13 protein-coding genes are annotated in these 12585 nt (G+C 59.0%); 5 read left to right on the top strand and 8 right to left on the bottom strand.

Translation table 11 applies throughout. The features are described 5' to 3' along the window. Positions 1–46: 46 nt before the first annotated feature. Both KI231_RS25485 and KI231_RS30120 read right to left on the bottom strand, forming a co-directional pair. Positions 47–493, bottom strand: coding sequence for a DUF2442 domain-containing protein (locus KI231_RS25485; RefSeq protein ID WP_213026643.1), 447 nt, complete (start codon positions 491–493; stop codon positions 47–49). Beyond that, complete coding sequence (locus KI231_RS30120; protein ID WP_249412073.1) at positions 490–918, bottom strand: DUF4160 domain-containing protein; 429 nt, start codon at positions 916–918, stop codon at positions 490–492. Before KI231_RS30120 ends, KI231_RS25485 begins: the two co-directional genes overlap by 4 nt. 327 nt (positions 919–1245) lie before the next feature. Between KI231_RS30120 and aroQ the strand changes: the two genes are divergently transcribed. Both aroQ and KI231_RS25495 read left to right on the top strand, forming a co-directional pair. After that, the gene (gene aroQ / locus KI231_RS25490; RefSeq protein WP_103303637.1) at positions 1246–1695 is read left to right on the top strand and encodes a type II 3-dehydroquinate dehydratase; all 450 of its coding nucleotides are present in this window, start codon (positions 1246–1248) and stop codon (positions 1693–1695) included. Next, positions 1692–2546, top strand: coding sequence for a shikimate dehydrogenase (locus KI231_RS25495; RefSeq protein WP_213026644.1), 855 nt, complete (start codon positions 1692–1694; stop codon positions 2544–2546). The genes aroQ and KI231_RS25495 overlap by 4 nt, the downstream gene beginning before the upstream one ends. 49 nt (positions 2547–2595) lie before the next feature. Here KI231_RS25495 and KI231_RS25500 read toward each other — a convergent pair whose 3' ends face one another. Further along, entirely contained in the window at positions 2596–3273 is a 678-nt protein-coding gene (locus tag KI231_RS25500) for a TetR/AcrR family transcriptional regulator (protein ID WP_213026645.1), read from the bottom strand. Positions 3274–3375: 102 nt separating this feature from the next. Beyond that, positions 3376–5277 (bottom strand): 3-dehydroshikimate dehydratase QuiC, encoded by a 1902-nt coding sequence (gene quiC / locus KI231_RS25505; RefSeq protein ID WP_213026646.1) that lies wholly within the window; start codon positions 5275–5277, stop codon positions 3376–3378. Between the two features lie 270 nt (positions 5278–5547). On the opposite strand from quiC, the gene KI231_RS25510 reads away from it, so the two are divergent. Then, the gene (locus KI231_RS25510; RefSeq protein ID WP_213026647.1) at positions 5548–6885 is read left to right on the top strand and encodes an MFS transporter; all 1338 of its coding nucleotides are present in this window, start codon (positions 5548–5550) and stop codon (positions 6883–6885) included. A 127-nt stretch (positions 6886–7012) separates the two neighbouring features. Here KI231_RS25510 and KI231_RS25515 read toward each other — a convergent pair whose 3' ends face one another. Both KI231_RS25515 and KI231_RS25520 read right to left on the bottom strand, forming a co-directional pair. Further along, on the bottom strand, positions 7013–7891 hold the full coding sequence (locus KI231_RS25515; RefSeq protein WP_213026648.1) for a DMT family transporter: 879 nt from the start codon (positions 7889–7891) through the stop codon (positions 7013–7015). Between the two features lie 158 nt (positions 7892–8049). After that, complete coding sequence (locus KI231_RS25520; RefSeq protein WP_213026649.1) at positions 8050–8826, bottom strand: IclR family transcriptional regulator; 777 nt, start codon at positions 8824–8826, stop codon at positions 8050–8052. 225 nt (positions 8827–9051) lie between these two features. Here KI231_RS25520 and ypfJ point away from each other — a divergent pair, with 225 nt between their 5' ends. Further along, positions 9052–9939 (top strand): KPN_02809 family neutral zinc metallopeptidase, encoded by an 888-nt coding sequence (gene ypfJ / locus KI231_RS25525; RefSeq protein WP_213026650.1) that lies wholly within the window; start codon positions 9052–9054, stop codon positions 9937–9939. Continuing rightward, positions 9940–10893 carry an alpha/beta hydrolase gene (locus tag KI231_RS25530; protein WP_213026651.1) on the top strand — a complete coding sequence of 318 codons (954 nt, stop codon included), beginning with the start codon at positions 9940–9942 and terminating at the stop codon, positions 10891–10893. Between the two features lie 138 nt (positions 10894–11031). Here the strand turns inward: KI231_RS25530 and KI231_RS25535 are convergent, their stop codons facing one another. Further along, positions 11032–11625: an HAD family hydrolase gene (locus tag KI231_RS25535; protein ID WP_103303646.1), complete on the bottom strand. Its 594-nt coding sequence runs from the start codon at positions 11623–11625 to the stop codon at positions 11032–11034. Further along, positions 11622–12491, bottom strand: a complete 870-nt coding sequence (tesB, locus tag KI231_RS25540) for an acyl-CoA thioesterase II (RefSeq protein WP_064589320.1) — start codon at positions 12489–12491, stop codon at positions 11622–11624. The genes KI231_RS25535 and tesB overlap by 4 nt, the downstream gene beginning before the upstream one ends. Positions 12492–12585: the final 94 nt, after the last annotated feature.

Here is a 12585-nt window from a genome sequence, read left to right on the forward strand (position 1 = left end):
CCGTAGACGAAAAAGCCGTCGTGATTGACGGCTTTTTTGTGGGTGCTTACAACACGGGATCGGCTTTGCGTGGGCGCCCACCCTTTTTGCCATTCGCCCGTGCGGCGGCAGACTTTGCAGCACTGCTCTGACGACCATTGCGCGAAGCCACTACCGAGGCGGCCATCAACATCAATGATGGATTCGCCGAAATCATTCCGGCAATGGAAACGTCGAGATCCTTGCCTTCGTGGCATAGCGCAGTACCGGCGAAATCAACTCTCAGGTTCTCATAATCCTGTGCATCGAATCCGTCGAACTCCGCATAGCGATCCACCGGTAGCAATACGCCGCTACCGTCTTCAAAACGGATGACCAGGGACGGATTTTCAAAGGTTACAGAGACAACCTGCAAACTGTTCGCTCGTCGTGCTTCCCCGCGCTGGATGGCGGTATCGATCATTTCCTCCGTCAGCGGCAGACGTGCGGACGGCTTTGCCTTGATGATTGTCATAATTCGATTTCGACTCCCTCCAATGCGCCTATCAACGTCAGAAGGGTCTTGTCCTCTTCTGGCTCATAACGCGCTGAACCCACTCTGTACGTCGTGTCGGTGACAAGTCGCATCGTCAACACTTCGTTTGATTGGCTATCCCACAACTGATTGTCGAGACAGACTGTTTGCAATCTTGACCACCAGATCCCCCGTGCCCGTCGTAGATGAGCGGGCTGTTCAAGGGATCGACACAAGCCTTCCAGCACGGCCAACGGTGGCCGACGAGAGAGCGGAACGACATCCCAAAGCTCAATATCGTTGTGCCAGAAACTGAACTGTAACCGGGCACTCCAACTACCCGCGTTCACATGAACGTGCGGCGGGCAATGCTCATCTCGCAGCATGATGACAATCGACAATCCTTTGTAGCTGCACACCTTCATGCTAACCCATCCGTTAGGTTAATAACTTTCAGGATTTGATATTCCTTTCAAATCCGACGACTGGTGAACGAGCATAGGTTTCGCCTCACCACTTTGAGGCTAGCGTCGGAGCAGGCGAGAAGTTGTCCAATCTTCAGCAAAAAACGTAAGCAAAGCTGTCGTTACATCTTGATCAAAAAACAATCTGAAAATTGCTTGTGCGATCACCGAACAGAACACGCCGAGGTAATCTTCGTTCAATTGACCGATGTAACCATCTAGTACATTTTACCTCCACAGGCTGAAACCCTCGGCCCAAGCCAAAAACAATAAGTGGAGTTACCCCTCATGCCCCCTATCGTTCTGGTGCTCAACGGCCCGAACCTGAATTTGCTCGGCACCCGTGAACCGGCGACTTACGGTCACGAAACCCTGGCTGACATCTCGGCTTTGTGCGGCCGCGCTGCCGAAGAATTCGGTCTGGCCGTGGAGTTTCGCCAAACCAATCACGAAGGCGAGCTGCTCGACTGGATTCACGCCGCACGCGGGCGTTGTGCCGGGATCGTGATCAATCCGGCGGCGTGGACACACACCTCGGTGGCGATCCGCGACGCGTTGGTTGCCAGTGAGTTGCCGGTGATCGAAGTACATCTGTCCAACGTCCATGCGCGTGAGCCGTTCCGGCATCATTCGTTCGTCTCGGCCATCGCCATTGCAGTGATGTGCGGCTTCGGCAGTCATGGCTATCGCCTGGCCCTGGAACATTTCAGCCAACGGCTGAAGGGGCGCGCAGCATGAGCCGCAAACCGGTAATACTGGCCGGACTGATCGGCGCCGGCATTCAAGCCTCGCGCACACCCTCGCTGCATGAACATGAGGGCGATGCGCAGGGTATGCGTTACCTGTATCGCCTGATCGACCTCGATCAACTGCGCATGGACATCACCGCCCTGCCCGACTTGCTGCTGGCGGCCGAGCGAATGAACTACACCGGCCTGAACATCACCTTCCCATGCAAACAGGCGATCATCCCGCTGCTCGACGAACTGTCGCCCGAAGCCCGTGGCATCGGCGCGGTCAATACCGTGGTGCTGAAGGATGGAAAACGTGTCGGCCACAATACCGACTGCCTGGGTTTTGCAGAGGGCTTTCGCCGTGGCTTGAATGACGTTGCCCGTGAGCGCGTGGTCCAGATGGGCGCTGGCGGTGCCGGTGCGGCTGTGGCCCACGCGCTGTTGAGCGAAGGCGTACAGCAACTGAGTATTTTCGACGTCGACACGGATCGCGCCGAAAGCCTGGCGAACAATCTCAATCAACATTTCGGTTTTGGTCGCGCAGTGGCCGGGCATGATTTGCCGAGTGCAATGAATCAGGCCGACGGCCTGGTGAACACTACGCCGATGGGCATGGCCAAACTGCCGGGCATGCCGGTGCCGGTCGAGTTGCTGCGCAAGGCATTGTGGGTGGCGGAGATCGTGTACTTCCCGCTGGAAACCGAACTGCTGCGCAATGCCCGCGCATTGGGTTGCCGCACATTGGATGGTGGCAACATGGCGGTGTTTCAGGCGGTGAAGGCGTTTGAATTGTTCAGCGGCGTGGTGCCGGATGCGCAGCGGATGCTGGCGCATTTTCAAAGCATGAAGGGCTGAACTCATTCCCTTGTGGCAGCGGGCTTGCTCGCTCCCACAAGGGGTGGCGTCAGGCTTGCAGATACCGCAACACCGACTCGCAAATCATCTCGCGGTGGCGCTGCTTGATGCTTTCGTCCGGCAGATCGATCTGAAAAATCTCACTGAACGTGTGGCGGTTCGACACACGATAGAAGCAGAACGAGCTGATCAGCAGATGCACATCAAGCGCATCGAGCCCACTGCGGAAAACGCCCTCCTCGGCGCCCCGACGGAGGATCTCGCCGAGTGAATCGAGGATGGTGTTGTTCATCGCCTTGATCGCATCGGAACGCTTCACGAATTCGGCATTGTGGATGTTCTCGATGCAGACGATCCGCACGAAATCGACGTTACGGTCGTGATGATCGAAGGTGAACTCCACCAGTCGCCGAATCGCCACCACCGGCGGCAGCTCAGCCAGGTGCAGACGGTTTTCCGTGGTGCGAATGTCGCCGTAAAGCTTCTCCAGCACTTCGACGTACAACTGCTCCTTGCTGCCGAAGTAGTAATAGATCATGCGCTTGGAGGTGTGGATGCGTTCGGCGATCGCGTCGACGCGGGCGCCCGACAATCCTTGCTGGACGAACTCGACGATCGCCTCCTGCAGGATGTTCTCGCGGGTCTTTTCCGGATTGTTCTTGCGACTCTTGCGCGGCTCTACGGCGGGTACGACGGGGGCTGCGGGGAGTTCTGATGTCATTGTCATTGCGGGCTCACGGCCATCACTGCACAGGCTGGCGATTATGGGCCGCGCAGCACAGTGAAGGAAGCTGCGCGGCCCGTGTTTAATCCCGCGTTTACGAATTTCCTACAACTTCGCCTGGCGTACCGCGCCACTGCGAGATTTAGCCATCGCCGCCAGACGTACCGCGACGTTCGCCGCGCCGTAACCGGCATAACCGTTTTTGCGCTGGATGATCTCGAAGAAGAAGCGTCCTTCGAACGGCTCGGTGTACACATGAAACAGCTCGCCGCCCTGGGCATCACGGTCATAGAGCACGTTGTAATACGCCAATTCGCTGAGGAATTCGTCATCGAAATCGAAGCGTGCCGCCAAATCGTCGTAATAGTTCAGCGGGATATCCAGCAGCGGCACGCCAGCCTCTTTGGCGCGCCTGACCTCGGCGAAGATGTCTTCACAATCGAAGGCAATGTGATGCACTCCGGAGCCGCGATAACTCGACAGTGCGTGAGAAATCGCAGTATTGCGGTTCTCGGAGATGTTCAGCGGCAAGCGGATCGAGCTGTCGCGGCTGCGCAAAGCTCGGCTTTTCACTAGACCGTACGGGTCGGGCAGCACCACTTCGTCGTCGGCCTCGAAATCGAGCAGGCTCTTGTAGAACAACACCCAACTGTCGAGGCTGTCCGCCGGCAGCGCCATGGCCATGTGGTCGATGCGCTTGAGACCACCACGGGCTACCGCGCCTGAGAGCAGATTGAAATCGGTGCCGTAGACATCGGCCTCTTCATCCACCAGATAAATCAGGCTGCCATCCGGCGCACGTACGGCCGCTAGCTCCAGTTCATTGGGGCCGACCAGTCCGCGATAGGGTTGGCCTTTATAAGCCACGGCACGCGCCAGTGCGCTGGCGCTATCGTTGACCCGTACGGCAGTCGCGCACAGCGATGGGCCATGGGCTTCAAAAAAGCTGTGTGCAAACGAATACGGCTCGGAGTTGAGGATCAGGTTGATATCGCCCTGGCGCAGCAGGCTCACACTCTTGGAGCGGTGCTGCCCGGCCTTGACGAAACCGAGGCGCTCCAGCCAATTCGACAGTTTGGCGCCGAGGCTTTCATCGACGGCGAACTCGAGAAACTCGATGCCGTTGTATTCGCTGGCCTTCGGTGTTTCAAAGAGGATTTCGCGGTTGGCGACAGGCGTTGCTTCCTGCTCCAGGCGTTGCCGGGTTTTCTCCTCCAGGTACAACAGCGAGCGCAAGCCGTCGGCAGCGTTGGCCCGTGGCGGTGCGGCGCGGAAACCGTCGTTGAAGATTTCCAGCGACAGCGGCCCGGTGTAACCACTCTGGATGATCGGCGCGAGAAACCCCGGCAGATCGAATTCGCCCTGCCCCGGGAAACAGCGGAAATGCCGGCTCCACTCCAGCACGTCCATGGCCAGAATCGGTGCGTCGGCCATTTGCACGAAGAAAATCTTGTCACCGGGAATGTCGGCAATCGCACGCGGATCGCCCTTCAACGACAGGGTATGAAAGCTGTCGAGCAGCACGCCAAGGCTTGGGTGATCGGCTTGGCGCACGATGTCCCAGACCTGTTGATAAGTGTTCACGTGCCGACCCCAGGCCAGTGCTTCGTAACCAATACGCAAGCCACGGGCGCTCGCGTGTTCGGCCAGCAAACGCAGATCATCGACGAGTATTTGCTGATCGCCAACGCTGTCGGCCGACGCATTACTGCACACCAGCACGAGGTCGGTGCCAAGTTCCTGCATCAGATCGAACTTGCGTTCGGCCCGTTCAAGGTTGCGCGCCAGACGATCACGGCGGCAGCCTTCGAAATCGCGGAATGGCTGAAACAGAGTGATGGCGATCCCGAGGTCGGCGCACATCTGTTTAATTTCACGCGGACTGCCGTCGTAGTACAGGAGGTCGTTTTCGAAAATCTCCACCCCGTCGAACCCGGCGGCGGCAATGGCTTCGAGCTTTTCCGGCAGGGTGCCGCTCAAGGAAACGGTGGCAATGGAACGCTGCATGTTTCAACTCCCGGTCTACGCCGCTGTGTGGCGGGGGATCGTTTTTGTCGTGGGGGAAATTATTGGCTGCATCCCTTCGCGCAGCAATTTAAAGTGTACTACCCGGTTAGTTTTGCGTGCGATTATCGAACACAATGGCGGTTTGGCGAATTGACGATTTTTTGTCCACTGCCCAACATCGACCGCACATTGAGTCCGGATCTGAACCACCGGTCGCAGCGTGCAAGAAAAAAGCACACCAAATAAAAAATCCAAAAACGGGTGGAACACATGATTCCTTCACAGACTTCCCGCATGGCTCCGGCCATGAGCACTGCCACGGGTGGCATCGGCGACAAGATCCGCGGCGCCATGGCGGTCGGCAAAACCCGATGGGGGATGCTGGCGCTGGTGTTTTTCGCCACCACTCTGAACTACATCGACCGCGCCGCGCTCGGCGTCATGCAGCCCATCCTCGCCAAGGAAATGAGCTGGACGGCGATGGATTACGCCAACATCAATTTCTGGTTTCAGGTCGGATACGCCATCGGTTTCGTGCTGCAAGGGCGGTTGATCGACCGGGTCGGCGTCAAACGCGTGTTCTTCTGCGCAGTCTTGTTGTGGAGCCTGGCGACCGGCGCTCACGGTCTGGCGACCTCGGCGGTCGGCTTCATGGTCTGCCGCTTTATCCTCGGCCTGACCGAAGCGGCGAACTACCCGGCCTGTGTGAAAACCACGCGCCTGTGGTTCCCGGCCGGCGAACGTGCGGTCGCCACCGGCATCTTCAACGCCGGGACCAACGTCGGCGCGATGTTCACGCCGATGCTGTTGCCTCTGGTACTGCATGTGTGGGGCTGGCAGGCCGCGTTCCTGTGCATGTCGGCGCTGGGCGGCATCTGGCTGTTGTTCTGGGGACTGAAGTACTTCAACCCGGAAGATCATCCGAGCGTCAAACAATCGGAACTGGATTACATCCAGCAAGAGGTCGAACCGGAGCAAGCCCGCGTACCCTTCTCGAAAATCCTCCGTATGCGCGGTACCTGGGCCTTCGCCCTCGCCTACTCGCTGACCGCGCCGGTGTTCTGGTTCTACCTGTACTGGCTGCCGCCGTTCCTTAATCAGCAATACAACCTGGGCATCAACGTGACCCAGATGGGCATCCCGCTGATCATCATCTACGTCACCGCCGATTTCGGCAGCGTGGGCGGCGGCATTCTGTCGTCGTTCCTGATCGGTCGCGGGATGAACTCGATCAAGGCACGTCTGCTGTCAATGTTCCTGTTTGCCTGCTGCATCATCGGCGTGGTCATGGCCGCAGGTTCCGCCAATCTGTGGGTCGCAGTGGCTGCCATCTCGCTGGCGATCGGTGCGCATCAGGCATGGACGGCGAACATCTGGAGCCTGGTGATGGACTACACGCCCAAGCACATGATGAGCACGGTATTTGGTTTCGGCGGCATGTGCGCAGCGATCGGCGGGATGTTCATGACTCAGATCGTCGGCCATATCCTGACGGTCACCAACAACAACTACACGGTGTTGTTCACGCTGATTCCGGCGATGTACTTCCTCGCACTGACCTGGATGTACTTCATGGCGCCGCGCAAGATTCCAACCGTCGCCGAGTAACCTTGCCTACACCAGCCTCTCCTGTAGGAGTGAACCTGTTCGCGATGGCTTTTTATCAGTCAACATTGTCATCGACTGACCGACCGCCATCGCGAGCAGGCTCACTCCTACAGGGGGTTGCGGTGCTTCAGCGGCGGCTCTGCTGCCACGCCGCCGCCAGGCCGCTGCAACAGATCACCGCAATGCCGATCACCGTCAACAGACTCGGCGTGTGATTGAACAGCAGCCAGCCCAACAATCCCGCAAACACAATCTGGCAATAACCGAACGGCGCCAACAATGCCGGCGCAGCGTGGCGGAACGCCTGAGTCAGAAACAAATGCGCGGTCATCCCGCAAGTGCCCAGCGCCAGCATCAGCCCGGCGTGAGTCAAGGTCGGCACCTGCCAGAAGAACGGCACCAGCGCGCTCATCACCAACGTGTTGCACAACCCGGCAAAGAAGTTGCTGGTGGTCGGGCTGTCGATGGCTGCGAGCTTGCGCGTCAGCAATTGATAGAAGCAGAAAAAAAGTGCCGAGCAGAACGGCAGCAACACGGCCGGCGTAAACAGTTCACCGCCGGGGTGGACAATAATCAGCACGCCGACAAAGCCGCAAATCACCGCAATCCACTGCCCCCGCGTGACCCGCTCCTTGAGCAACGGTACCGACAGCGCCGTCACCAAGACCGGCGCCAGGAAGTTCACCGCCGTGGCCTCTGCCAGCGGGATGTACAACAGCGCCGTGGTGAAAAACAGGCTGGTGCCCAGCAGGCAAAGTGCGCGGAGCAACTGCCACAAAGGCTTTTTTGTGCGCAGGACGCGCAGACCGGACTGCGGCAGGAAAATCCCCGCCATCAACAACGTGTGCACCACATACCGCGCCCACACCACCATCACGATCGGATAGAAGCCCGAGAGGTACTTCGACAGCGCGTCATGGCTGGAAAACAGGAAGGTTGCCACGACAATCAGCAAAATCCCCTTGAAGGGTTGATTGACTCCGGAGAGTGGGGTGCTGACGGTCATCGATTATCTCTGAAGAAAAGTGAAGCGAGGAAAGCCCTCAAGCAACAATCTAGAACCTGGTTCCAGATTCTTACAGCTCGTAATCATAAAAACGTGCGATCAACGCACAATTTCGCTCTTTCGTAGAGCCCGCGCCCACCGAATCTTCAGCGAACAGGTTAGACGAACAACTCGGACGCCAGACTCGCCGCAGACAACTCCTCAGTAAACTTCAGCAGCAACGGCGCCAGTTCGTGCAGCCTCGCCCCCGGCATTCGTGCACTGGGCCCGGCAATGCTCAACACACCAATTACCCGCCCCTCGGCAGGATGACGCACCACCGCAGCAATCGCCGATGTCCCGACGGCCGAACTTTCTTCGACACAGGCATAGCCCTGTTCGCGCGCCAGCCGCAGGCGCTCGAGCAATTCGATATTGGAACGCGGTGCATTCGGCCCGAGATCGGCTGGCACTGCGGCGGCCTGACGCTCAACCAGCGACAACGCTTCGGCGTCGCTCATGCTCGCCAGCCACGCATGCCCGGACGCCGTATAGAACAACGGCGCATCACGCCCCATGTCCGGGTCATAGCGCAGCCCGGTGCGCGCCCCCTGGGACTTGGCAATCCAGGTCTGGCGATCACTTTCGATGACGCCCAGACGCACCAGCTCCCCGGTTTCCTGAGCCAGGCGATCAAGCACCGGTTGCACGATGTCGGCACCACTGCTCGACAGGTAACGAAAGCCCATCGCCACCAATTTGGTCGACAGGTGATAACGCAGGGTGTCCGGGTTTTGTCGGACATAACCCAGCCGGGTCAGCTCTGCGAGCAAGCGGTGTGTTGCACTTTTCGGGATGTCGATCTGCTCGGCCAGGGTTTGCAACGCTAACCCGCGCGGATCACTGGTGAGGTGTTCCAGCACGCTGAAAACCCGTTCGATTTGACTGCCGGCCATGGTGTGATCCCAGTGAAATTTCGTGGATTCTAAAATATTCGCAGCATAAATCGAAATCTGGAACCGCCTGCCCTTTCACAAAAAACTTTTGTTGTATGGAATTCACCGAGCACTACAGGTTCTTACCGGTCGACCAGTCGAGTGTACGAATAGACGGACGACCGGACTGGCGCCACACTCACACACCAGCAACACTCATCACCACAACAAATAGAGGATTCCCACATGCTATGGAAAAAAGGCCGACGCAGTGACAACGTCGTCGATGCCCGTGGCGATGATAGCGGTGGCGGCGGCGGGATGCGGTTTGGCGGCGGCAAGGGACTGAGCCTTGGAGCGATCCTGTTGATCGTCGGCATCGGCTGGATCACCGGCCAGGATCCTCTTCAAATTCTCGGTCAGCTTACGGGGCAAATGTCCGAGCAACCGGCGCCGTCTTCGCAAACCCGTCAGGCCCCTCCCGCCAATGATGAGCAAGCCGAGTTTGTCCGCTCGATCCTCGGCGACACCGAGGACACCTGGGGTTCGATTTTCCAGCAGGCCGGCCGGCAATATAAGGACCCGACCCTGGTGCTGTTCAGCAATCGGGTCAACTCCGCCTGTGGTCTGGCCACCTCCGCCACCGGGCCGTTCTACTGCCCGGCGGATCAGAAGGTCTATCTGGACATGGCGTTCTTCCAGGAAATGTCGCAACGCTTCAAGGCCGCAGGCGATTTCGCTCAGGCCTACGTGATTGCTCACGAAGTCGGACACCATGTGCAGACGCTTCTCGGTGTCTCGGCGAAAATTCAGACAGCCCGCCAGCAAGGTCGGCAGATGGAAGGTGACGGTGGCTTACTGGTGCGCCAGGAACTGCAAGCCGATTGCCTGGCCGGTGTCTGGGCCTACAACGCGCAGAAGCGCCTGAACTGGCTGGAGCCCGGCGACATTGAAGAAGCCTTGAACGCCGCCAACGCTATCGGTGATGATCGTTTGCAGCAACAGGGTCAGGGCCGTGTGGTACCGGACTCGTTCACCCACGGTACGTCGGCGCAAAGGGTGCGCTGGTTCAAAACCGGCTTCGCGCAGGGCCAGGTCGGCCAGTGCGATACCTTCGCGGCGAAAAACCTGTAAATGCATAAATGGCTTTTGGCTTTACTGATCATTGGCAGCACCGCACAAGCGGCCGGCGTCGACGCGATCAGTCCCGGCCGCTTGCAACTGCAGGCCGGGGAAATGGCGGTGGGCATCGGCCCGGCGCCAGAGAAAATCGAGCGTGTGCTGATCGTCATTCATGGCCGTTTGCGCAACGCCGAGACCTATCGCAAAAGCGCCGAGAGTGCCGCCGAGCTGGCTGGGCAAACCGCGCACACGCTGGTGATCGCGCCGCAGTTTCTCAATGAAAGTGATGTCGCCCTGTACTCGCTCCCCGCGACATTGTTGCGCTGGAAAGGCAACGAATGGATGGGCGGTGGGTTATCCACAGGGCCGAATCCGTTGAGTTCTTACGCGGCCCTCGACGCGATCGTCGCCCGGGTCAGTGATCGCAAACAGTTTCCGGACGTGAAGCAGATCGTGATTTTCGGCCACTCCGGCGGCGGCCAGGTGGTGCAGCGTTATGCCCTGCTCGCCAAGGACCAGCCTGCGCTGAAAGCCAACAACATTCGCCTGCGTTACGTCGTGGCCAATCCTTCCTCCTACGCTTATTTCAACGAGCAGCGGCCGGTGGCGTTCGATCACGCCAAGTGCGTGGGTTTCAATCGCTGGAAGTACGGGCTGTCAGACATGCCGGTGTATGCCGGTGGGCAAACGCCGTTGCAGCTTGAAAGCAGTTACATCAAGCGCGAGGTGATTTATCTGCTTGGGCAGCAGGACATCGACCCGCAACATCCGGCGCTGGACAAAGGCTGTGAGGCCGAGGCCCAAGGCGCTTACCGCTTGATACGCGGCAAACTGTACTTTGGGTATTTGTTGCGTCGCCATCCGGAAGGAGTGAATCAGCGGTTGGTGGAAGTGCCCGGAGTCGGGCATAACGGTGATGGGATGTTGACTTCGGCGGAGGGTCAAAAGGCTCTGTTTGAACAGTAGGTCTTGTGGGGGCTGAACCGGCCTCATCGCTGGCAAGCCAGCTCCCACAGGTTCTCAGGCGAGTCCAGAATTGCATCCGACGCAGATACTGTGGGAGCTGGCTTGCCAGCGATGGGGCAATTACAGGCGACACAGGTTTCAGGCCAGAAGCATCCGCCGCAACTCGACACAATCCTGGGCATGCCAATCCGTCAGCTCCGGCCACGGATTATCCGGCAGGTTCACCAGCACCGTCCGCGCCCCCGCCGCTCGCCCGCAATCCAGGTCAAAGCGGTAATCGCCAACCATCACCATCTCACTGGCCGGCACTTTCCAGGCCTCGGCCAGTTTCAACAAGCCACCTGGATGCGGTTTCGGCGGCGCTTCATCACGCCCAAGCACATCGTCTACCGCAAAGCAGTCAGCGAGGCCAATGGCCTCAAGAGTGACGTGCGCCAACTCCCGGGCATTGCGCGTCAGAATGCCGAGACGATACCCGCGCGAGTGCAGGTCACGCACCAGCTCCACCGCACCGGCGGCCGGTTTCGATCCCAGCGCCAGATCGCGCTCATGCTCCAGCAACCAGGCATGTTTCGCTGCGGACTCATCCGCCGGTAAGGCGGCAAGATGCGTGAGGATGTCATCCTCGGGCGGGATCGCCAGCGCCACGCGAATCGCCGCAAAATCATGCACGGCGACGGTCAGCGTGCCGTCCATGTCGAACACCCAATGACGAACTTCGGCCAGGCTCATGCCCAATCCTTGCGATGCCGGATCAAACCTTCCTGAGTTACCGATGCCACCAGTTGACCGGCACGGTTGTACACGCTGCCACGGGAGAAACCGCGAGAGTTGCCGGCCCATGGACTGTCCATCGCGTAGAGCAACCAGTCATCGGCGCGCAGATCGTTATGGAACCACAGCGCGTGATCGAGGCTGGCGACTTGCATGTCTTTCTGCCAGACCGATTTGCCGTGGGGCAGCATCGAGGTGGTCAGCAGACCGAAGTCCGAGGCGTAGGCCAGCAGGTATTTGTGCAGTGCCGGAATGTCGGCCAGCGCGCCGTCGGCACGGAACCACACGTATTTCACCGGGTCCGCTGGCTGCGGGTTGTAGGGATCTTTTTCGGTGACCGGGCGTACTTCGATCGGTTTCGGACACAGCAGTTTTTCGCGCATGTGTTCGGGGATCAGGTGTGCGCGTTGCTGGGTCAGTTCCAGCTCCGACGGCAGGTTTTCCGGGCCGACCACAACCGGCATCTGGCTCTGATGCTCGAAGCCTTCTTCGTCGTATTGAAACGAAGCGCTGCAGGTGAAGATCGGATGGCCCTTCTGGATCGCCGTCACACGACGGGTGCTGAAACTGCCGCCGTCACGCACGCGGTCAACCGAATACACCACCGGCAACTTCGCGTCGCCCGGACGCAGGAAATAGCCGTGCATGGAATGCACATGGCGCGCCTCTTCAACTGTCTGACTGGCCGCCGATAGCGACTGACCGAGCACCTGACCACCGAACAACTGACGGAACCCCAGGTCCTGGCTGCGGCCACGGAACAGGTTTTCCTCGATCGGTTCCAGGGTCAGCAAATCGACCAGATCTTCCAACACTTGGCTCATTCAGACTCTCCTCACACAAAGCAATGCCGCGCAGTCTTGGCTGCGGCGGCCGATTCTGGTTCTGGCGCGGGCCAATGATTTGGCGGCCATTGTA

Origin of the sequence: Pseudomonas sp. Seg1, from assembly GCF_018326005.1 — a bacterium.
Taxonomy (GTDB): domain Bacteria; phylum Pseudomonadota; class Gammaproteobacteria; order Pseudomonadales; family Pseudomonadaceae; genus Aquipseudomonas.